We start from the raw sequence: 21,466 nt of genomic DNA, 5'->3' as shown, positions 1-21,466 counted from the left end.
TCAGCCGTAAACCTACATTCTGAAAACACTTTAACGAGAATGTGCCAAGATTGAGGCCTGCCATCTGCGACCCGCCCAATCGGCGAAACCCCGCCGCCGGCGCCGCGCGCTACGGTGGGCACGACTACGGCAGGCGTGCCCTTGCGGCGCGCCTGCCCTGTTCGTCTTTGCGGAAGCGGGGCCGGGTCAGCCCATGCGTTCAGAGGCGTAGCCACCCGGCGATGCGGGGAAGACCACGGTCTTGTCGCCGTTCAGGAACACCCGGTCATGGATATGCGCGTGCACCGCGCGCGCCAGCACCGCGCTTTCCACGTCGCGCCCCAGTGCCACGTAGTCCGACGGGCTTTGCGCATGGGTCACCCGGGTCGTGTCCTGTTCGATGATCGGGCCCTCGTCGAGGTCGGCGGTGACGTAATGCGAGGTCGCGCCGATCAGCTTTACACCGCGCTCATAGGCCTGCTTGTAGGGGTTCGCGCCCTTGAACGACGGCAGGAAGGAGTGGTGGATGTTGATGATCCGCCCCGACATCTCGCGGCACATCTGATCCGACAGCACCTGCATGTAGCGCGCAAGCACGATCAGCTCGGCCCCGGTCTCGTGCACGATCCGCATCTGCTGCGCCTCGGCCTCGGGCTTGTTTTCCTTCGTGACCTTGATGCAGTGGAACGGGATGTCGTGGTTCACCACGACCTTCTGGTAATCCATGTGGTTGGAGATCACGGCGACGATGTCCACCGGCAGCGCCCCGATCCGCCAGCGGTAGAGAAGGTCGTTCAGGCAATGCCCGAAGCGCGAGACCATGATGATCACCTTCTTGCGCCGCGAGGCGTCGACGATCTCCGACTCCATCCCGAATTTCTCGGACACCGGGGCAAACCCGGTCTGAAGATCTTCCAGCGTCGCCCCGGTTTCCGAGGCGAAGGACATCCGCATGAAGAACTTGCCGGTCAGGGCGTCGTCGAACTGCGCGCTGTCGGTAATGTTGCAGCCGTGATCGGCCAGGAAGGCCGAGACCGCGGCGACGATGCCGCGGGTGGAGGGGCAGGTGACGCGAAGCGTGTAGGCGGTCATGTCGGGCGTTCCTCTGGCGCATACTGTGCCGGGGGACTATTCGCTGCCCCCCGGCGCGTCACAAGTCTGCAAACGACGATTTACCGCGCATTCGCGCAATCCGTCAGTCGAAGTGCAGCGGACGCTCGCCCTCGCTGTCGCGGATGCAGGTCGGCAGGCCCATCACGTTCAGAAGGCCAAGGAACAGATGCGGATCCAGTTCCTCGACGTTCTTCATCTCGCCCGCGTCCCACTTGCCGTTGGCCACCAGCATGGCGGCGGCCACCGGCGGCACGCCCGCGGTATAGCTGATGCCCTGGCTGCCCACTTCCTCGTAGGCTTCCTTGTGGTCGGCGACGTTGTAGATGAACACCTCGGCGGGCTTGCCGTCCTTGGTGCCCTTCACCAGATCGCCGATGCAGGTCTTGCCGGTGTAGCCGGGCGCAAGGCTGGCCGGATCGGGCAGCACCGCCTTGACCACCTTGAGCGGGATCACCTCCTGCCCCTCGGCGGTGGTGACCGGCTGCTCGGACAAAAGACCGAGGTTCTTCAGCACGGTGAAGACGTTGATGTAGTGATCGCCAAAGCCCATCCAGAAGCGCACGTCGGCCTTGGGGTAGTTCGCGGCCAGCGAATGCACCTCGTCATGGCCCGACATGTAGGCCTTCTGCTTGCCGACGACGGGCAGATCCCATTCCCGACCCACCTCGAACATGCGGTTCTCGGTCCATTCGCCCTTCTGCCAGGCATAGACCGTGCCGGTGAATTCGCGAAAGTTGATCTCGGGGTCGAAGTTGGTCGCGAAATACTTGCCGTGGCTGCCCGCGTTGATGTCGACGATGTCGATGCTCTCGATTTCGTCGATGTAATCGTCCGCGGCCAGCCGGGCGAAGGCGTTCACCACGCCCGGATCGAAGCCCGCACCCAGGATCGCGGTCACGCCCTTCTCGGCGCATTCGTCGCGGCGCTTCCACTCGTAGTTGGCGTACCACGGCGGGGTTTCGCAGATCTTGTCCGGCTCCTCGTGGATCGCCGTGTCGATATAGGCGACCCCGGTCTCGATGCAGGCGTCCAGCACGTACTTGTTCACGAAGGCCGAGCCCACGTTGATGACGATCTGGCACCCGGTGTCGCGGATCAGCCGCGCCACGGCGGCGCTGTCCATCGCGTCCACCTCGTGGGTCTCGAACGGGCCCGGCACCTTCATCGCGCCCTTGGAGTGTACGCTGGCGACGATGGCGTCGCATTTTTCCTTGGTACGGCTGGCGATGTGCAGATCGCCCAGGACGTCGTTGTTCTGGGCACATTTGTGCGCCACAACCTGGGCCACGCCGCCGGCGCCGATGATCAGAACGTTCCGCTTCATGCCGGAATCCCTCCTACTCGTGTCAGGGTGGGTCGCCTCAGGAGAGGCTTGCCTTGTAATCCTCGTATCCGAAGTCGCGCACTTCGGTGATGGTTCCGTCTTCCTCGCGCAGGCAGATCGCCGGCATCTTCACGCCGTTGAACCAGTTCTTCTTGACCATGGTGTAACCGGCCGCATCCGCCACCGAAATCCGATCGCCCACCTTGAGCGGCGCGGCAAAGCGCGCCTCGCCGAAGATGTCGCCCGCCAGGCAGGACTTGCCCGCGATCTGATAGGCGTGATCGCCCTCCTGCGGCAGCTTCGCGCTCTCGCGGTAGATCAGCAGGTCAAGCATGTGCGCCTCGATCGAGCTGTCGACGATGGCCAACTGCTTCTCGTTCTCCAGAAGGTCCAGGACGGTGACCTCCAGCGTCGTCGTGTTGGTGATCGCCGCTTCCCCGGGTTCAAGGTAGACCTGCACTCCGAACCGCTCGGAAAACGCCTTCAGCCGTGCGGCCAGCGCATCGACCGGATAACCCGCGCCGGTGAAATGGATGCCGCCGCCCAGGCTCACCCAGTCCAGCCGCTCGAGAATCGGGCCGAATTCCGCCTCGATGCGCGAAAGCTGCTGATCGAACAGCGCGAAATCGCGGTTCTCGCAATTGTAGTGGATCATCACACCCGAAATCCGGTCAAGGACGCGCTCGATCTTCACCGGGTCCCATTCGCCCAGACGGCTGAACGGCCGCGCCGGATCGGCCAGGTCGAAGCCGGAGGTCGAGAATCGCGGGTTCAGCCGCAGCCCCCGCACGATCCCCGCCGAGGCCGCCGCGTGCCGCTCCAGCTGGCCGATGGAATTGAAGATGATCTTGTCGGCATGGCCCACCGCCTCGTCGATCTCGTGATCGGCCCAGGCCACGGAATAGGCATGGGTCTCGCCGCCGAAGGTTTCGGCCCCCAGATGCAGCTCGTAAAGCGAGGAGGAGGTCGTCCCATCCATGTACGCGCGCATCAGGTCAAAGACCGACCAGGTCGCGAAACACTTCAGCGCCAAAAGCGCCTTGGCCCCCGATGCCTCGCGCAGATGCTGCACGATCTCCATGTTGCGCCGGAGCGCGGCCTTGTCGATCAGGTAGAACGGCGTCTGCATCGGCGGATCCCCCGTGGCAAAGGTCGTAAGGTCGGCCCCGAGATAAAGCCGCCCCCGCGCAGGCACAACCCGTCCCCTTCTTTCTTGCCGAAATACTCCGGGGGTCCGGGGGCTGGCCCCCGGCTGCCGGAACGGCTCCCGAACCAGCGGCTGCCAGACCAGCCGCGGCCCGTCACACCATCCGGATCACGTCCTTCTCTATCGCCAGCATGTAGCCCCGCCGCGCGATATTCTTGACCAGAAGCTCGCTCACCATCTGGTTGCCCAGCGCGTCGCGCAGCCGCTTGATCCGCGTGGCACCCGCCGCCTCTTCGCAATCGGCAGCCGACCGCCCCGAGATCACCGCCTCGATCTCGGCGCCCGACAGCACGTCGTCATCCATCCGCGCCTCGGCCAGCACGGCGAGCGTCTCGATCGCCGCCTCGGTCAGCTTGAATTCCATGTTGTTGAGGTAGACCGCCCGATCCCCCCGGCTGATGATCAGCGACGACACCTGGATCCCGGTGCGCTGAATGGCCGAGATCCGCCGGTTCAGCGTGATGATCGTCACCAGGAACACCAGCGCCGCCAGCAGAAGCGCGGTGGAAAAGATCAGCAGCACGAAGATCACGATGCGGTAGCTCGCCAGCACGTCGCCAAAGGCCGTGCCCGACTGCGCCAGGATCTCCAGAAGCTTCACCTCGCCCTGGGTGTTCAGATCGCCGTTCTGCACAAAGATCCGCTCCACCCGCATGTTGAAGGCGTTGGCGTCGGGCAGGTTGATGAACAGCAGCACCGCGGCGACCAGCAGGATCGCCACGATCGCGATGATGCCGAAGGCCACCACGCGGTTGCCCGCGCGCAGCGTCTCGGCCGGGTCAGTAGCGGAGGAAGTTGGCTCCGGCACTCGCTTTCCTCTGGTTCAGTCCGTCTGGCCCGAAGATGGACACGACGGTCAGCAAGGTCCAGCCACCTTTCGCGATGCGGCGGGAAACCTCCGGCGCGGCGGCCCGGGGCGAGGCACAGGCCCCGCCGGAAAGCTGGATCACGCCGTAGGAAAGCTGCAGCGGGTCGCCCTTCTTCGCCTTGTAATCGGCGTAGCAATCGGCGCGTGCCGGGGCGGCAATCGTGGCAGCCAGAAGCGCTGCGAGAAGAACCACGGGGGCGGAGATGAGGATGCGGCGTGTCATGAGCCCACCATGTGCCGAAACCCGCGGTTATTCAATAACCACAGGGAGTTCGGGCGGCTGTTATCGGATAACAGGGCGGCGATATTGCTTAACTTTCCCCCTCGACCCCAAGTTCGATCCATCGCCACGGCACCCGCTGCACCACGACCAGTCAGGCGCCGCACACAGACCGGATACGGACACGAGAGGAAGACCAGATGAAAACGCTCAAGACCCTGACCATCGCAACCGTCACCGCCCTCGGCCTCGCCGCCGTCACCTCGGCGCCCGCCCGTGCCGATAACGGCGACGTCGCCCGCTTCGTGCTGGGGGCCACCGCGCTGGCCGTCATCGTCGACCAGGCCAGCCGCAACAATCACCGCCACCGTGTCGAGGAGCGTCGCGTCTATGTCGCGCCGCCCGCCCCGCGCCGCCGCGAAGTCGTCGTCGTGCACCGCGACCGTCACGACTGGCGCCACGACCGCCGCGAGGCGCGCCGCGACTGGGGCCATCACGATCGCGGTCGCCGCGACTGGAACCGCGGCGACTGGCGTCACTGAGCGGCCTGCCCCTGACAGGGTCCTGACAGGGCCCTGACGGGGGCCTTGCCCAAACCTCGACCGAGCCTTGACCGGGGCCGTCAGAGCCCCGGCGCCCCGCGCGGCATTATTCCCCATGCCGCGCCTCTTCGGGGGGCGGATATGCCCGTCCGCCCCCCGCCTTTGAGAGACACCGGAATCCGGCCTCCCCTGCCATCGCGGGGGGCCGGTCAGGGAGGGAGGCCCGCGCCTGGCCACTTTCAGGTTGCGCCGGACGGGGCGTTGGGCTTCCCTCCCGCCATCATGCAGATCATCCCGGACATGACCCACGAGACCACCACCGGCGCGCCCCGCGTCGCGGGTGTAGACGAGGTGGGCCGCGGCCCGCTGGCCGGCCCCGTCACCGCCTGCGCGGTGGTGCTCAACCCCGACCGCATCCCCGAGGGCCTGCGCGATTCCAAGACGCTCAGCGCCGCGCGCCGCGACGCGCTTTTCGAGGCGATCCACGAGATGGCCGAAGTCTCGGTCGCCCACGCCAGCGTGGCCGAGATCGACACCCTGAACATCCTGCGCGCCAGCCACCTGGCGATGGAGCGCGCGGTCGCGGGCCTTGCCGTGCCGCCGGGGCACGTGCTGGTCGACGGCAACCTGATCCCCAGGGGCCTGGCTCTGCCCGCCACCGCCATCGTCAAGGGCGATGCGCTGAGCCTGTCGATCGCCGCGGCCTCGATCGTGGCCAAGGTGGTGCGCGACCGGATCATGGTGGACTTGGCGCAACAGCACCCCGGCTACGGCTGGGAACAGAACGCGGGCTACCCGACGGCCGCCCACAGGCAGGCTCTTCAAGATCTGGGGGTTACGCCTCATCATAGACGTTCCTTCAAGCCGGTACACAATATCTTGTATCAAGGACTTTCAACAACCCCTTGATTCAAAAAAGAAATTGACGGCGAATCGGCTTTGACTCATCTTTGTCCACATACCGACAGCGCGAAAAGCGCGGCACCCAGAGGCAGAGATGAAGACGAAAACCAAGGCCGCTTCGCCGGCCGCGGAGGCGCAAGCGCTTCCGCTGAACCAGATTATCGACGGTGACTGCATCGAGGTCATGAACCGGCTGCCTGCCGGTTCGGTCGACCTGATCTTTGCCGATCCGCCCTACAACCTGCAACTGCGGGGCGATCTTCATCGGCCGGACAATTCGCGCGTCGACGCGGTCGACGACCACTGGGACCAGTTCTCGGGCTTCGGCGCCTACGACAGCTTCACCCGCGAATGGCTGGCCGCCGCGCGCCGGATCCTGAAGCCGAACGGCGCGATCTGGGTGATCGGGTCGTATCACAACGTCTTCCGCCTGGGCGCCGAACTTCAGAACCAAGGATACTGGATCCTGAATGACGTGGTGTGGCGCAAGTCGAACCCGATGCCGAACTTCCGGGGCAAGCGCCTGACCAACGCACATGAAACGCTGATCTGGGCATCGAAGGAAGAGGCCAGCAAGTACACCTTCAACTACGAGGCGCTGAAGGCGCTGAACGAAGGCGTGCAGATGCGGTCGGACTGGGTGCTGCCGATCTGCACCGGGCATGAACGCCTGAAGGATGCGAACGGCGACAAGGCGCATCCGACACAGAAACCCGAAAGCCTGCTGCACCGGGTGCTGGTCGCCACGACCAACCCGGGCGATGTGGTGCTGGATCCGTTCTTCGGCACCGGCACGACCGGCGCCGTGGCCAAGATGCTGGGCCGCGATTTCATCGGGATCGAGCGCGAAGAGGCCTACCGCAACGCCGCGACGGCGCGGATCGCCAAGGTGCGCCGCTTCGACAAGTCCGCGCTTGAGGTCTCGACCTCGAAGCGGGCCGAGCCGCGGGTGCCCTTCGGCCAGGTGGTCGAACGCGGCATGCTGCGCCCGGGGGAGGAGCTGTTCTCCATCGGCAATCGCCACAAGGCCAAGGTGCGCGCCGACGGCACGCTGATCGGCAATGATGTGAAGGGCTCGATCCACCAGGTCGGCGCGCAACTGGAAGGCGCCCCCAGCTGCAACGGCTGGACCTACTGGCACTTCAAACGCGACGGCAAGATGATCCCGATCGACCTGCTGCGCCAGCAGATCCGCGCCGAGATGCAGGATCGCCCTCACTGATCTGGCCTCACTGATTTCCGGATAATACGTGCAGTTACCGCCTGCGCCGTGTGCGACCTGCACGGCGCAACTGGCCCCGCCTGCTTGCAGGTCGGGGCCATTTTTTTTGACGGGGCCGCGCGATGCCCTGTCCCGCCCGGCCCCGAAAACCCGCCGATCTTTCCGCATGACCCTCGCCTCCCGCGCGTGCTAGCCTCGCCCCGCCCTGGGGAGGTCGCATTTGACGATGGACATTTCGGTGCTTGAGCGCGACGCGCGGCGGATCGAGGCAGAGCTTGCGGTTTCGGTGGGTCGCGTGGCCCGGGTGCTTGCCGACCATGCCGAGACCCCCGAAACCCTCGGCCCGCTGTTGCAGGAAGCGACCCGCACGGCGCAGCGGCTGGAACTCCTCCGGCTGCAGTTCAGCCACCCGCTGGTGATGGCGCAGGCCGGAGCAAGCGCGGAGATCGGCCCGCGCGAGAACCAGCAACGGATGGAGCGTCAGATCTACATGCGCGGTCTCGCGCACCGCCGCGCCTTGTGGTTGCGCGCGTCCGAGGCCATGGCCGACCTGCGCGCGGGACGCAGGGTGCCGCTCTACCCCGCCTTCCGGCCCGAAGATACAGCGCTGCGCGAACGTTACCGCGCGATGGATGCGGCCTTCATGGCGATGCACCGGCTGGCCAACCCGACGGACCAGAACGCCAGCGCAGAGGATCACGGCTGCTTCTCCGACATCCCGCTGCCGCCATCGGATTTCGCAGCCCACGTCCATGCCGCGTCGCGGGTGGCGATCGCCCAGCGGCGCCCGCGGCCACTGCGGTTCCTCGACGTCGGCTGCGGCGGCGGGATCAAGGTGCTGATGGCGGCCGAGTTCTTCGAGGTCAGCCACGGGCTGGAATACGACCCGGGCTATGCGCTGAACGCCGAACAGACGCTTGCGCGCGCGGGCACCCCGGGGTGCCACGCGTTCGAGGGCGACGGGCTGACCTTCGACGGCTACGGCAGCTATGACGTGATCTACTTCTTCCGCCCGATGCGCGACGACGCCGGGATGCGCGCGCTCGAGGCGCGGATCGTGACCGAGGCGCGCGAGGGCACCCTGCTGATCGCCCCCTACCGCGAATTCGATCCCGCGAACCAGCCGCGCCCGGTGGCGCGGATCGCCGGGGCGGTGCATGTCGTGGGCGCCGACGAGGCCGCGGCCGAGGCGCTGCACGATGCAGCGGAGCGGTCCGGCGTGGGCATCTACGACAGCCGCCGCCCGGTCTCGCCCGACACCGGCTACCTCGGGCCGCTGCTGGCCGCGCTCTGGGCCCGGGGGTTTCCGGTCTGAGGTTCCCCGCCTAGAGCACGGGCGCGAAGACCCGCGCGGCAAGCGCAAAGTTCGACCGCCAGAACCCCATCTTCGCCAGCGGCGTGTCGACCGCGTGGGCCAGATCCATGTCGCGCGACAGCATCTGCGCGACCTCTGCCGCAAAATCCGCATCGTAGACGAGGGCCGACGCCTCGAAGTTCAGCCGGCACGAGCGGTTGTCGAGGTTGTGGCTGCCGACGACAGCGAAATCCTCGTCGACCAGCACCACCTTCTGATGCAGGAAGCCCTGGGCCTTGCCGTATTGCATCACCTTCACCCCGGCGGCGCGAACCTCGTCGAAATAGGCAAGGCCAGCGTGCCAGACCAGCAGGTGGTCGGGGCGCTCGGGCAGCAGGATGCGCACGTCGACGCCGCGCATCGCGGCCAGCTTCAGCGCGGTCAGGATATCGCCGTCAGGCACGAAATAGGGCGTCGCGATCCAGACCCGGCTGCGCGCCGCGCCGATGGCATTGGCGAAATACAGGCTGCCGGTCTCGAACTTGTCCGCGGGCCCGGTCGACAGGATCAGCACCCGGCGATCCTCGGGCACCTCGTCCGGGCGCCATTCAAGCGCCAGCTTCTCGCCCGAGGACCAGAGCCAATCCTCCGCGAAGGCGAGTTGCAGTTGCGCGACGGCCGGGCCGTCCAGCCTCAGATGCGTGTCGCGCCAATGGCCCAGCTTGGGGTCGCGCCCAAGGTATTCGTCGCCCAGGTTGTGACCACCGATGAACCCGGTCGCACCGTCGATCACCAGGATCTTGCGGTGATTGCGGAAGTTCACCTGCAAGCGGTTCCGCGTGTGGCGGATGGCGTGAAAGTTGCGAATGTCGACACCGGCCTCGCGCAGCCTCGAGATATAGGATGAGGAAAGGCTGCTCGACCCGATCGAATCATAGAGCACCCGTACCTTCACCCCGGCCTCGGCCCGCTCGATCAGCCGCTCGCCCATGGCGCGGCCGATCTCGTCGTCGCGGATCGTGTAGAATTGCATGAGGATGTAATCCTGCGCCGCGTCGATCGCCTCGAACATTGCGGCAAAGGTGGCGTCGCCGTCGATCAGCAGGCGGGTGGCATTGCCGCGGGCCGCGGGAATGCCCACCAGCCTTTCGAACGCCCCCAGCCGCTGCGCGATCGCCGCGGCTTCCGGATCGGGCAGCGCGGGAAGTTCTTCCTCTCCGTCGTGGCGCAGCGCGGCGATGATGCCCGCCATGGCCCGCCGCGTGCGGATGTAGCCGGGATAGCGGGCGTGGCCGAAGAACAGGAAGGCCGGCACCGCGAAATGCGGCGCGGCGAAAAGGAACACCACCCAGCCGACCGCGCCCTGCGGGGTGCGCGCCGTCTTCACCGCGCGGAAGGCGAAATAGACCGCCGCGACCTGGAAGGCGGCGAGGATGACCACGACCAGTGTCGTATGGGTGAAGGCGTAGACGAGAGCGTCCATCAGGCGGCGCCGCGCGGCATCGGGTTGGTACCCTTGTTGTAGGGCTTCCAGTCCTCGACATCGGGGTAGTACTTGCGCCGCCAGGCCCGCACCCGCGGGTTCATCCGGCGCCGCCAGAGCGGCGGGATCATCGCCAGCGTCGTCATCGCGGGATAGCCGAAGGGCAGCTGGGGCGCCTCCTCCTCGTCATAGGTCTGAAGCAGGGGAAAGCGCCGGTCGGGCTTGTAATGGTGGTCGGAATGGCGCTGCAGGTTGATCAGCAGCCAGTTCGACGCGGTATGCGCCGCGTTCCAGCTGTGGCGCGGCAGGACGTGTTCGTACCGCCCCTCGCCCAGGTAGCGGCGGGTCAGGCCGTAATGTTCGATGTAATTGGTCAGCTCCAGCTGCCAGACCGCGACCAGAGCCTGCCACAGGAACAGCACGAGGCCCAGCCAGCCGCCGATCGCGAAGGCCAGCGCCAGCGTCGCCAGTTGCAGCGCGGCATAGCGCCAGAACGGGTTCGAGCGGTGCCACCAGCCCCGGCCCGCGCGCTTCAGCATCGCCACCTCGGCCCGCCAGGCCGAGGGCGGGCAATCGCGCAGCACCCGCGCGAAATAGCGGTGGAACCCCTCGTTGTAGCGCGCCGTCACCGCGTCGCGCGGGGTGCCGACGTGGCGGTGATGGACCAGCAGGTGTTCCGTCCGGAAATGGCTGTAGAGGACCGAGGCCAGCAACAGGTCGCCCAGCCACCGCTCCACCCGGTTCCTCTGGTGCAGAAGCTCGTGCGCGTAGACGATTCCCACGGTGCCCGAGATCACGCCGACACCGAAGAACAGCACGATGATCTCGAGCGCGCCGAGATGGCCGGTATGGGTGACCCACCAGATCATCGCATAGATCGTGACGGCCTGGATCGGGAACCAGATCATGGTGATCAGCCGGTACCAGAACAGGCCCTCCTCGGGCGTGTCGGTATCGGGGTTCTCCTCGTTCAGGCCGAGGAGCGCGTCCAGCAGCGTGACGAGCATCCAGCCGTAGACCGGCAGCAACACCACCGTCCAGCCACCGAAGATCGCGCCGATCGCCGCCAGCGGCACCATGCCCAGCGACAGCCAGAAGGGGAGTGCGCTGCGCAAGCTTGCGACGTCGTTCGCCGGTGTCATCGCCCCTGTCCTCTCTGCCCCATGGCGGAACTATAGCCCGGCACGCGGGCCGCGCTCAATTCTCCACCAGCACGCGGGCGGCGGCATGCGCCTTGCGCATCACGGTAGGCAACGCGCGGGGGTCGAAGCGGGATCCCGGCACGATCTCTCCCCTCTCCGGTGCGGCCCCGGGGGGCAGGCTGGCCGCCATCACCGTCAGGACCAGGTGGAAATGGGTGAAGGTGTGACGCACCTCGCCCGCGTCCTGCCAATCGGCAGGCACGGGCGGCGCGGCAGCGGGCGCCGCCTCGGCCCAGTCGGTTCCGGGCCAGCCGAGCATTCCGCCCAGAAGCCCCCGGTCCGGGCGCTCTTCCAGCAGCCAGCCGCCGTCTTCCGTACGCGCCACATAGGCGATTCCCTGGCGGGTGGGCTTCGGGGCCTTCGCCGCCTTGCGCGGAAGCTCGGCCTGCACGCCGGCCGCGCGGGCGGCGCAGAATCCTTCCAGTGGACAGAGCGCGCAGACCGGGTTGCGCGGGGTACAGATCGTGGCGCCGAGGTCCATCATCGCCTGCGCGAAATCGCCGGGGCGCGCGGGTGGGGTCAGCCGTTCCGCCCGGCGGGCGAGCTCCGGCTTCGACCCCGGCATCGGCGCCTCGACCCGGTCGAGCCGGGCAACCACACGCTCGACATTGCCGTCGACCACCGTCTCGGCCCGGTCGAAGGCGATCGAAGCGATGGCGGCGGCGGTGTAGGGCCCGATCCCCGGCAGGGCGCGCAGACCGTCAGCCGTATCGGGAAACGTCCCGCCCAGATCGCCCGCCACGACGCGGGCGCACTTCAGCAGATTGCGCGCCCGGGCATAGTAGCCAAGTCCTGCCCATTCGGCCATCACCTCGGCCTCGTCGGCGGCTGCAAGCGCGCCGACATCCGGCCAGCGGGCAGTGAAACGGTGGAAATAGTCCCGCACCGCCGCCACCGTGGTCTGCTGCAGCATCACCTCCGACAGCCAGACGCGGTAGGGGTCGGGGCGTTCCCCCGCCGCGCGCGCCGCAGGCCCCACGCGCCAGGGCATCACCCGCGCATGCACGTCGTACCAGCGCAAGAGCGCCGCCGCCTCCGCCTTTTCCTCGGCCTTGGCCTCCGCCATTTCGTCACGCGATTTTATGCCACGTCCCCCTGCAAACCTCTGGTCTCCGCTCCGCCGCTCCTTAGAATAGGGTGAGGCTCGGAGATTGACAGCCGGATCATCAGGAAGACCATGCCCAGGCCCTCGAACAAGCCCCCTGCCCGCCGGATGCGCGGCTTCGAACCGGCCTCGGGCCTGTTGAAGGAACGTATCCGCAAGGCCGGCGAAAGCCGCGGCTTCGCCGTCACCCGGCTGTTGACCCATTGGGCCGAGATCGCGGGGGCCGACATCGCCGCCTGCGCCCGCCCGGTGAAGGTGACCTACCCCCGCGACGGCTTCGGCGCCACGCTGACGCTCTTGACCACCGGCGCCCGCGCGCCCGAGGTCGAGATGCAGAAGACCCGGATCGTCGAGCGGGTGAACGCGTGCTACGGCTATGCCGCGATCAGCCGCGTGCTGATCACCCAGACCGCGCCCACCGGTTTCTCCGAGGGGCAGGTGGAATTCACCCCCGCGCCCAAGGCCCCCCCCGCCGCGCCCCCGCCGGAGGTGCGGCAGCGCGCGGCCCAGGCCTCGGGCGAGGTGCAGGACCCGGGTCTTCGGGCCGCCCTTGAAGCCCTGGGCCAAAACGTCTTAACTCGCCCCCGAAAATGAGAGAGGCAGACCAATGCTGAAGACCCTTCCCGGCGTCCTGCGCGCGACCGCGCTGATTGCCGCCGCCGCGCTCTGGACCGGCGTGGCCGCGCCCGCCGCGAACGCCCAGACCAGTTCGGACACCGGCCAGACCAAGGCCGCGACCCAGGCGCCCGAAACCAAGGCCCAGTCCGACGCCCGCGCGAAAGAGGCCGCCGATCTTCCCAAGGTGCCCGATTATTCCGAGGGCGACGCCAACGCGCCGATCCACGTGATCGAATACGGCGCCTTCACCTGCCCGCACTGCGCCGAGTTCCACAAGGAAGTCTACCCGCAGCTCAAGAAGAACTACATCGACACCGGCAAGGTGAAGTTCACCTTCCGCGCCTTCTTCTTCGACAAGTACGGCCTCTGGGCCGACGCGATCGCCCGCTGCGGCGGCGAGATGCGGTTCTACGGCATCTCCGACATGATCTACGACCAGCAGCGCGACTGGGCCGCCTCGAACGACCCGAACGAGGTGATCGCCAAGCTGACCAAGATCGGCCTTTCCGCCGGGCTGTCGAAGGACCAGATCCAGACCTGCCTGTCCGATGGCAAGATGCTGCAGGCGATGGTGCTGAAGTTCCAGACCCTGAGCCAGAAAGACCAGATCGACGGCACACCGACCTTCATCATCAACGGCAAGAAATACAACAACATGAGCTACGAGGACTTTTCCAAGACCCTCGACGGCCTGCTGAAGAAGTAACGTGGCAGCTCCTCTCGAGGGCATCCGCGTCGTCGAACTGGCACGCATCCTGGCCGGCCCCTGGGCCGGTCAGACGCTGGCCGACCTCGGCGCCGAGGTGATCAAGGTCGAGGCCCCGGAAGGCGACGACACCCGCCGTTGGGGCCCGCCCTTCATCGAGCGCGAGGGTGATCGCACGGCGGCCTATTTCCACGCCGCCAACCGCGGCAAGAGATCCGTCACCTGCGATTTCCGCACGCCCGAGGGTCAGGCGGCCGTGAAGCGGCTGGTGGCCGATGCCGACGTGGTGATCGAGAATTTCAAGGTCGGCGGCCTGGCCAAGTACGGCCTCGACTATGCCGGCCTCTCGGCGGTCAACCCGCGGCTGGTCTATTGCTCGATCACCGGCTTCGGTCAGACCGGGCCCTATGCCCACCGCGCGGGCTACGATTTCATCATCCAGGGCATGTCGGGGCTGATGAGCGTGACCGGCGCCCCCGATGGCCAGCCCCAGAAGGTGGGCGTCGCGGTGACCGACATCTTCACCGGCCTCTATGCCGCCACCGCGGTCCTCGCCGCGCTGCACCAGCGCCAGTCGACGGGCCGCGGCCAGCAGATCGACATGGCGCTTCTCGACGTTGCCACCTCGGTAATGGCGAACCAGGCGATGAACTACCTCTCCTCCGGCACGCCGCCGCGGATGATGGGCAACGCCCACCCCAACCTCGCGCCCTACGCGGTCTTCGACTGCGCCGACGGCTGGATCATCCTCGCGGTCGGCAACGATGGCCAGTTCGGCAGGCTCTGCGACGTGCTGGGCCTCGACGGCATGGCCGCCTCGCCGGATTTCGCGACCAATGCCGACCGGGTCGGCAACCGCGAGGAACTGACCCGGCTCCTGACCGCAGCGACCACCCGCTGGACCAAGGCCGACCTCCTGGCCGCCTGCGAGGCCCGCGGCATCCCCGCCGGCCCGATCAACGACCTGGCCGAAGTCTTCGCCGACCCGCAGATCCGGGCCCGCGGTCTGCAACTGGATCTCGACGGCGTCCCCGGCGTGCGCTCCCCCTTCACCTTCTCGGAGGCAGACCTGTCGCTCGACCGTCCCTCCCCGAAACTCGGCGCCGACCAGGAGCTGCTGGAATGACCCGTCCGGGCCCGCTGCGGCACCCCGCCGGCCCCCCGCTGCCTTCTTCTGAGTGAAAATATCCCACGGGGGTGCGGGGGTGTGAAACCCCCGCGGATGCAGAGGGTGCGAGGGTATGCCCCCGCAGTGCAGACCTACCCCCATTTGCCCCAGCCAAAGGACATGTAGTCCCGCTGATAGGCCTCCCGCGCCGCGGCCTCGACGCTTTCGTCGTAGAGCGCGGCCAGCGGATAGGGCGCTACGTCGGGATCCGCAGGCAGCGCCGGCGGGGCGATGCCCACTTCCGCCGCAAGATAGGCCAGCCCCTCGGCCAGCCGTTCCTCGCGGATCACGAGGTCCGGTCCCTGGAATTTCGCAAAGCCTTGCAGCACCACCGACTGGCTGGCCCAGGCGCCATCGATCCGGACCGAGGTCTGACCGGCGAGGTTCTTCTTCAGAAACCCAAGGAACGACACGAAGCCGGCGCGGAGGGTTGCCAGATCCGCCCCTTCCTCGGGCACCGCGACCTGGTAGCGTTTCAGGATCACCCGAAAGTCGCGGTTCTCCTCGCCCAGCACATCGGCGCAGAAGGCCGCGTAGGCGCGGGGCACCGGGTGGCGCACGACGGTGAAGCTGCGGTGCCCGTCGTGGCGCCGCTTCCACTGGCGCAGCGACTTCTGGGTAAAGCTGCCGACGAGGCCGCCGCCCGCGGCCTCCAGCCAGGCGCAGACCTGTGCCTCGGGCCCCGCCTTCACCGGCATGTAGAGAATGCCTGCCCCGTCCCCGGCCCAGAATCCCGGCACCGCAGGCCCGCGGCGCGGTTCGAAGTTCGGGGTGCGCGACAGGTTGAACCGGTCGAGGCGGGCAAGGGCCGCCTCCATCTCTTCGGGGTTGCGCACCTTGTCGGCGGTGGCCTCGGGGTTCTGCACCTTGAGCTTGGTCGAGACCGCCTCGATCCGCTCGTCGGTGCCCAGGAACGCGGCCAGCCCGTTCAGCACCTCGACATCGCCGATATCCTCATAATCGATATAGAAGGCAGTCTGGCCCGTGATCTGCAGCGCGTGCATGATCTCGATCTGAAAGGCCTGGATCTTCTCGAGGTGGCTCTCGAACGCGACGGGGTCGAAGCGCACCTGCGCCTGCCGCTGATGCTTGACGTTGGTCAGCTTCCACTGTCCCGTCTCGTTCGCGATCCTGAGCGAGACGTAGCTTTCCAGCGGGTTCCGCGTCAGCACCACCTTGGCGCAGCGCGGGTTGGCCATGATGTGTTCCAACACCCGCGGATCGTGGTCGTGGAAGAAGCGGAACCCCGGCAGACCGTCGCAATGTTCGACCATCCGACGTACCAGCTCCAGCGGGTCGGCCTCGCGCGCGGCAAGGTCGATGCCATAAAGGTCGTCCTGGTTCTTGTGCGCGACGAAGACCGGGTTGAACGCCTCGCCCAGGCAGCGCAGCGAGGCGAACTCGTTCAGGTTCGCCTCGAGAAAGTTCGACCCGGTCCGCATCTCGGCCAGGATGACGAAGAAATCGAACCGCCCGCGGCGCGCGGCAGCGGGGGAGATGGCGGCGGAGGGGCTTGCGGCGGGTTGGTCGGTCACGGGATCACTTCACCAGATAGGGCCGGGAACGGCGGGCACCGGGGCTGCGCGGCAGGTCGCCCACGGGGAAATCGCCCATCAGCAGCGGCTGCATGCCCTGGTTCTTGAGGTTCTGGAGGAACTGGCCAAAGCCGGTGAGGTCAACCATCTTGGGCGCCTCCGCCAGCCGGCGCAGCGCCCGGGGGTTGATCTCGTCGATGATGCTTTGCAGCGGCTCCATCGGGCTTTCGACGAATTCGGCCATGGTCCAGATTCGGATACGGGCCTTGACGTAGGGCGAGCGCAGGACGTTCAGGAAATCGCCTTCGATCTTCTGCAGCCGGGCGGCCTCTTTCCGGATCGCCGCGAAATCGAGGTTGGAGCGGAACAGCGGCACCGCCCATGCCCCCGAGATGACCGAGATCTGGGCATTCTGGTCCAGCGCCATGAACCAGCCAAGGTATTGTGTATCGGCGGGGCCGAACTGGAAGCACTGCCGCTCGCCCCGGGTGTTCCAGATCAGGTTGGTCAGGAAGGCCTGGGCGTTGTAATCGCGCAGCTTGGCGCTGTCGGACATCGCGCCGTTGTAGACCGTCTCGCCCCCCGCGAACTCCACCCGCTTGGCGGCGTAGAGATGGCCGTGCACCCGGCTGCCGGTGGTCTTGGACAGCCAGGTCTCGTAATCCTCGAAAAGCTCGGTGAAACCGGCGAAGACCGAATAGGGCGCGCAGGTGCGACCGTTCTCCCAGTTCTCGTTGGGAAAGCGCGACTGCATGTAAAGGCCCGGGCGCCCGCGGGTCCGGCGCTCCACCGCCTTGGCGAAGAGGCGGTCGATCTTGCCCGGGTTTGGCTCGGCCTTCGGCTGCTGGGCGCCGGTGCCGTGCAGGAACGTATCGTAGAGCTTGTCGGCATGCGCCCAGATCTTGCGCGCGACGAAGCAGTCCGAGCGGCGCAGAAGCTGGAGGTGATCGTCGTAGAAGATGTGCGGCTTGCCCTGAAAGTCGAACTTCGACAGCGTCAGCGACCGGCTTTCGATATTCGTGGAATAAAGCCGGGTCAGGGTCTGGAAATAGCTCTCGTCCGGGATCCAGACGCGCTTGAAATAGGCGTCATAAGCCTCCCGGTCGGGGTCTTGCAGGATGGCCGAAAGCGTCTGCCGGGTCAGGCACCACCACTGGCTGCCGAGGTGCGGTACCAGGCCGTCGGGGATGCGGCGCTTGAACTTGATGCGGCGCTGAAAGCTCACATACCAGTCGAAGGCGGCGCGGTTCTTCTTCCACGAGAAGGGAAAGCGCAGGGTGAAGCGTTCGACGTCGATGCCACCCACTGTCCAGCCGACATCCTCGGTCGTCACGGATTCGATGAAATCGGTCCGCGGGTGGGCGGCAAGATAGGCCTCCAGCTCCTCGACCGGGCGCAGCGGCAGGCAGGAACCCGAGGCAAGGTAGACATGCCGGACGCCCGCGAATTCCCGCAGCATCAGCTCGGATGCCTGCTGGGTCGCGGCGACCAGCGACCAGGTGCCCCATTCGCAGCGATGACGGGCCGAAAAGCGGACGTTGTCGAGATCGGCCAGCAGTCGGGTCAGCCGGGCATACCCCTGCTTGCTGACACGCCGGTCGACGTGGAGGACGACGGGATAGCCGCGGCCGGCCCAGTGGCGGGCAACCTCGGCCGCACGGTCCAGCGCGGTGTGGCACAGCATGATGAAGCCGATGCTCACGCCGCCGGGTCCCCTTTCGGTGTCATGCCCAGTTGCCCTTCGACATCAGCCCCAGGATCTCGAGCTGGCGCCAGTTGATGTATTTCTCGCTCCACTTGCACCACAGGTCCGGATCGTCCTTCAAGCCCGCGGCATAGGCGCGGTATTCGTGGCTGTTGGCATAGTGCTGACGCCGGGTCAGCTCCTCCGCCGATTTCCGGGTGAAAGTATCCAGGAACTTGGCGTGAAGAAGGCAGCCGGAAGCCTTTTCCCCGCCCCATTCGTCGTAGACGAGGTTCAGGCCACGCGGCAGCAGCATGTGGGTGGAGCTGGTGTAGGTATAATGCCGGTGCCATTTCACCAGCGGGATCTTGTTGAGCGCCGGCGCACGCTCCGGCTCCTGCGGAAAGAAGGCCCGGGCGCGGGGCCCGCCCTGGATCCAGAGGTTGCCGAAGCGGTGGTTGCGCTGGATCGTGTAATTGCCGCTGTCGAACCAGTTCGCGATCTCGAACGGGTCGGTGCCTTCGCGGTAGGGCTGCGCATCCAGCCGCCCCTTGGGATACATGTCGAGAAGCATCGCCCCGAACGACCGGATCGACGACGCGTCCAGCCAGTCGGTCAGCGCCCGGATGGAGCGGGTGTCGCAGAACGGGTAGACGAGGAATTCGTCCGGATCGACGACAAGGCACCAGTGATTGTGGCCGTACCGCGTCTGCAGCCAGTTCAGCCAGTCGACGCCAAAGCGCGACCGCTTGTAGCTTGCCTTGGTGGTCCAGACCGAGCAGTCGGATTGCTCGATCAGGTATTCGCGCGACCCGTCGTCCGAGTCATTGTCGACAAACAGGAAATGATTGACCCCCATGTCGCGGTAGTACTGCAGGAAATAGGGCAGCCGGACCCGTTCGTTCCTGAGGGTCGAAAAGACAAGGATGTCGTGGCGGCCGATGATGCCGGTGCGGTTGACGACTGGCTTCAGCTCGCGCCGCTTGCGGAAGGCACGGAACCGCCAGCGCCTCCGCGCGAGGCGCAGCACATATGAATTCCACAGTCCCAAGCGTCCCCAGCCTCCCGACAGCCGCAAGCGAAGGATCAAGCCCGGCTATCACGTCAAGCTTAACACCGGCTTGAAATGATCCCCCCAGGTCGGAAGGCGCGGGCTTCTCCGCACCGTGCTGCTCTTCCCCTTGGTCTTGCTCGCAAGTGCCGCCATGGCGTCGATTTTTCCGCGCCAAAGATAGCGGTCGGTCGGGTCCGCGTAAACGGGGTAATCACCCAGTGTCTCGCGGTAGATGGCAAGATCGCCACAGAGCACCGGCACACCCAGGGCCGCGGCCTCGACCGGTGGCAGACCGTAGCCCTCGGCCAAGCTAGGGAACAGCAGGCCGGCAGACCCCGCCAGAAGCGCCGCCACGGCGCCATCCGAAAGCGCGCCGGCCAGATGCACCCCCGGCGGCGGCGCATCGAGCCGGGCAAGCGTCGCCGCCCCGGCCCAGCCGCGCCGCCCTACGATCAGGAGTGGCGGCAGTGCGCCCGCCGCCGCCTCCCAGATGTCGAGCAGCAAATCGAGGTTCTTGCGCGGCTCGATCGTGCCCAGCGTCACGAAATAGGGGGCGCCCCCGATCACCTCGGGCGGAAGCCCTGGCGGAAGTGCCGCGGGGTCGGGCCTCGGCCTGTCCGTTCCCAGATGAGAAACAATCATCGGCGGCACCCGGCCAGTGGCGGCAAAGTGGCGGGCGGCATCGGAGCGGGTCACCTCGGAATTGCAGATCACCAGGTCGGCGCCGCGGGCCACCGCCGCGATCCGGGCGGCGAAAGCCTCGGGCAGGCCCGGAGAGGCGAATTGCGGATGATCGAGCGGGATCGTGTCGTGGATCAGCACCGAGACACGTCCGCCCACCTCCCTCACCGCGGCAAAGACCCGCGCCGACAAGTTGGCATGGCCGACGTTGACATAGGCGAACCCCTCGGGCAGCCGCCCCAGAAGCCGCGTCAGCCCCGCGGGCCGCGCGCGGTCGAGCGCGAGGCGACGCAGGTCGGCCTCGGCGGCGGCGCGGCCCGGATTGCGACGCTGCGCAAGACGCCCCAGCAGATCCTGCACGCCCCAGGGATGCGTGCCGTTCAGGCGGTCGCGCAGCGCCGCGGTGCCGCCGGGTGGCAGCAGGACGAAGCCCAGCGTTGTCCGCACCAGGGCATAGAGCGGCTCAGGCCGGGCCAGCAATGTGTCGAGATAGGCGCGCTCGACCCGGTCGATGCCGGTGTCGGCGGGATGACCCGCCCGCGACACCAGCCGCGTCAGGTCAAGAAGCCGCGCCGTGGGGGGCGCGGCCTCGGTCATGTGGGGACTGCCGGCGAGCGGAGTTATTGGGCCGCCTTCTGGATCGCCGCCATTTCCTGCAGGTACTGCGAGAACTCGTCATGCAGTTCCTCGCGCGCCAGGCCGAAGGCCACGGTCGCCTGCAGGAAGCCCGCCTTGGAGCCGCAGTCGAAGCGCTGACCGCGGAAACGGTAGCCGTAGACGTCGTTCGAGGCCGCGATTTCCTGCGCGATGGCGTCGGTCAACTGGATCTCTCCGCCCGCACCAGCCTGCTTCTTGTTGAGGTTGCGCAGCACCTTCGGCGTGAGGATGTAACGCCCGATCACGGCAAGGTTCGAGGGCGCGTCCTCGGGCTTCGGCTTCTCGACCATGCCCTTGACGCGGACCATTGACCCCATGTCCTCGGACACGTCCAGAAGACCGTAGGCCGAGGCCTTCTCGGCCGGTACTTCCATCGCGGCGACCATGTTGCCGCCGGTTTCGGCATGGGCCTCGACCATCTGCTGGAGGCAGGGGGTTTCGGCGGCGATCACGTCGTCGGGCAGGATCACGGCGAAGGGTTCGTTCCCGATCAGGCGGCTGGCGCACCAGACCGCGTGGCCGAGGCCAAGCGCCTTGTGCTGGCGCACGTAGGCGATCGCGCCGCTCTCCATGTTGGTGCCCTTGAGGATCTCGAGAAGGTCATCCTTGCCCTTCTTCTTGAGCTCCTGCTCGATATGCGGCGCGTGATCGAAGTAATCCTCGAGCGCGCCCTTGCCCCGCGACGTCACGAAGATGAATTCCTTGATCCCGGCGGCCCGCGCCTCGTCGATCGCGTATTGGATCAGGGGTCGGTCGACCAGCGTCATGATCTCTTTCGGAATCGACTTGGTAGCGGGCAAAAAGCGTGTTCCGAGCCCTGCGACCGGGAATACCGCCTTCGTTACCTTCTTCGACATGTTGTCACGTCCTCTCTGTCCGTATCTACCGCAGCATGAAGCGC

Annotated in this window: 20 protein-coding genes; 7 read left to right on the top strand and 13 right to left on the bottom strand. The window is 66.8% G+C overall.

The features are described from left to right. Positions 1–186: 186 nt before the first annotated feature. The 5 genes from purU to CVV76_RS17005 all read right to left on the bottom strand — a co-directional run bounded on the left by purU (position 187) and on the right by CVV76_RS17005 (position 4,714). Positions 187–1,071, bottom strand: coding sequence for a formyltetrahydrofolate deformylase (purU, locus tag CVV76_RS17025; protein ID WP_102225880.1), 885 nt, complete (start codon positions 1,069–1,071; stop codon positions 187–189). Between the two features lie 103 nt (positions 1,072–1,174). Continuing rightward, entirely contained in the window at positions 1,175–2,416 is a 1,242-nt protein-coding gene (locus CVV76_RS17020) for a saccharopine dehydrogenase family protein (protein WP_102225879.1), read from the bottom strand. A 37-nt stretch (positions 2,417–2,453) separates the two neighbouring features. Beyond that, positions 2,454–3,545, bottom strand: a complete 1,092-nt coding sequence (nspC, locus tag CVV76_RS17015) for a carboxynorspermidine decarboxylase (RefSeq protein WP_102225970.1) — start codon at positions 3,543–3,545, stop codon at positions 2,454–2,456. Between the two features lie 172 nt (positions 3,546–3,717). After that, positions 3,718–4,431, bottom strand: coding sequence for a winged helix-turn-helix domain-containing protein (locus CVV76_RS17010; RefSeq protein ID WP_102225878.1), 714 nt, complete (start codon positions 4,429–4,431; stop codon positions 3,718–3,720). Further along, the gene (locus tag CVV76_RS17005; protein ID WP_102225877.1) at positions 4,403–4,714 is read right to left on the bottom strand and encodes a hypothetical protein; all 312 of its coding nucleotides are present in this window, start codon (positions 4,712–4,714) and stop codon (positions 4,403–4,405) included. The genes CVV76_RS17010 and CVV76_RS17005 overlap by 29 nt, the downstream gene beginning before the upstream one ends. A 197-nt stretch (positions 4,715–4,911) precedes the next feature. On the opposite strand from CVV76_RS17005, the gene CVV76_RS17000 reads away from it, so the two are divergent. From CVV76_RS17000 to CVV76_RS16985, 4 genes are all read left to right on the top strand, one after another. Beyond that, positions 4,912–5,253 (top strand): hypothetical protein, encoded by a 342-nt coding sequence (locus CVV76_RS17000; RefSeq protein ID WP_102225876.1) that lies wholly within the window; start codon positions 4,912–4,914, stop codon positions 5,251–5,253. Between the two features lie 282 nt (positions 5,254–5,535). Further along, positions 5,536–6,162: a ribonuclease HII gene (locus CVV76_RS16995; protein ID WP_102225875.1), complete on the top strand. Its 627-nt coding sequence runs from the start codon at positions 5,536–5,538 to the stop codon at positions 6,160–6,162. Between the two features lie 88 nt (positions 6,163–6,250). After that, entirely contained in the window at positions 6,251–7,378 is a 1,128-nt protein-coding gene (locus CVV76_RS16990; RefSeq protein ID WP_102225874.1) for a site-specific DNA-methyltransferase, read from the top strand. A gap of 220 nt (positions 7,379–7,598) precedes the next feature. Beyond that, positions 7,599–8,693: a methyltransferase domain-containing protein gene (locus CVV76_RS16985; protein WP_146010323.1), complete on the top strand. Its 1,095-nt coding sequence runs from the start codon at positions 7,599–7,601 to the stop codon at positions 8,691–8,693. Positions 8,694–8,703: 10 nt separating this feature from the next. Here the strand turns inward: CVV76_RS16985 and cls are convergent, their stop codons facing one another. The 3 genes from cls to mutY are packed head-to-tail and all read right to left on the bottom strand — an operon-like array spanning position 8,704 to position 12,423. Further along, positions 8,704–10,155: a cardiolipin synthase gene (gene cls, locus CVV76_RS16980; protein WP_102225872.1), complete on the bottom strand. Its 1,452-nt coding sequence runs from the start codon at positions 10,153–10,155 to the stop codon at positions 8,704–8,706. Beyond that, positions 10,155–11,297, bottom strand: a complete 1,143-nt coding sequence (locus tag CVV76_RS16975; RefSeq protein WP_102225871.1) for an alkane 1-monooxygenase — start codon at positions 11,295–11,297, stop codon at positions 10,155–10,157. Before CVV76_RS16975 ends, cls begins: the two co-directional genes overlap by 1 nt. Positions 11,298–11,352: 55 nt before the next feature. After that, positions 11,353–12,423, bottom strand: a complete 1,071-nt coding sequence (gene mutY, locus CVV76_RS16970; protein WP_102225870.1) for an A/G-specific adenine glycosylase — start codon at positions 12,421–12,423, stop codon at positions 11,353–11,355. A 111-nt stretch (positions 12,424–12,534) separates the two neighbouring features. Between mutY and CVV76_RS16965 the strand changes: the two genes are divergently transcribed. The 3 genes from CVV76_RS16965 to CVV76_RS16955 are packed head-to-tail and all read left to right on the top strand — an operon-like array spanning position 12,535 to position 14,912. After that, complete coding sequence (locus CVV76_RS16965) at positions 12,535–13,056, top strand: DUF721 domain-containing protein (protein WP_233192996.1); 522 nt, start codon at positions 12,535–12,537, stop codon at positions 13,054–13,056. A gap of 13 nt (positions 13,057–13,069) precedes the next feature. Further along, positions 13,070–13,786: a DsbA family protein gene (locus tag CVV76_RS16960; protein ID WP_102225869.1), complete on the top strand. Its 717-nt coding sequence runs from the start codon at positions 13,070–13,072 to the stop codon at positions 13,784–13,786. Between the two features lies 1 nt (position 13,787). Continuing rightward, positions 13,788–14,912, top strand: a complete 1,125-nt coding sequence (locus CVV76_RS16955) for a CaiB/BaiF CoA transferase family protein (RefSeq protein WP_102225868.1) — start codon at positions 13,788–13,790, stop codon at positions 14,910–14,912. Positions 14,913–15,046: 134 nt separating this feature from the next. On the opposite strand, the gene CVV76_RS16950 is transcribed toward CVV76_RS16955, so the two are convergent. The 5 genes from CVV76_RS16950 to galU all read right to left on the bottom strand — a co-directional run bounded on the left by CVV76_RS16950 (position 15,047) and on the right by galU (position 21,422). Beyond that, a complete protein-coding gene (locus tag CVV76_RS16950) occupies positions 15,047–16,489 on the bottom strand; it encodes a nodulation protein NodH (RefSeq protein WP_233192995.1) in 1,443 nt (480 codons plus the stop codon). Between the two features lie 4 nt (positions 16,490–16,493). Beyond that, a complete protein-coding gene (locus CVV76_RS16945; RefSeq protein WP_102225867.1) occupies positions 16,494–18,191 on the bottom strand; it encodes a DUF5927 domain-containing protein in 1,698 nt (565 codons plus the stop codon). Between the two features lie 22 nt (positions 18,192–18,213). Further along, complete coding sequence (locus CVV76_RS16940; RefSeq protein WP_408607891.1) at positions 18,214–19,200, bottom strand: glycosyltransferase family 2 protein; 987 nt, start codon at positions 19,198–19,200, stop codon at positions 18,214–18,216. 72 nt (positions 19,201–19,272) lie between these two features. Further along, positions 19,273–20,505 (bottom strand): glycosyltransferase, encoded by a 1,233-nt coding sequence (locus CVV76_RS16935; RefSeq protein WP_102225865.1) that lies wholly within the window; start codon positions 20,503–20,505, stop codon positions 19,273–19,275. A 23-nt stretch (positions 20,506–20,528) separates the two neighbouring features. Further along, the gene (gene galU, locus CVV76_RS16930) at positions 20,529–21,422 is read right to left on the bottom strand and encodes a UTP--glucose-1-phosphate uridylyltransferase GalU (RefSeq protein ID WP_102225864.1); all 894 of its coding nucleotides are present in this window, start codon (positions 21,420–21,422) and stop codon (positions 20,529–20,531) included. Between the last annotated feature and the right edge of the window lie 44 nt (positions 21,423–21,466).

This window comes from Acidimangrovimonas sediminis (genome assembly GCF_002871005.1).
Lineage (GTDB): Bacteria > Pseudomonadota > Alphaproteobacteria > Rhodobacterales > Rhodobacteraceae > Acidimangrovimonas > Acidimangrovimonas sediminis.
Note: the sequence above shows the minus strand (reverse complement) of the source record. Positions and strands in the feature narration are given on the sequence as shown.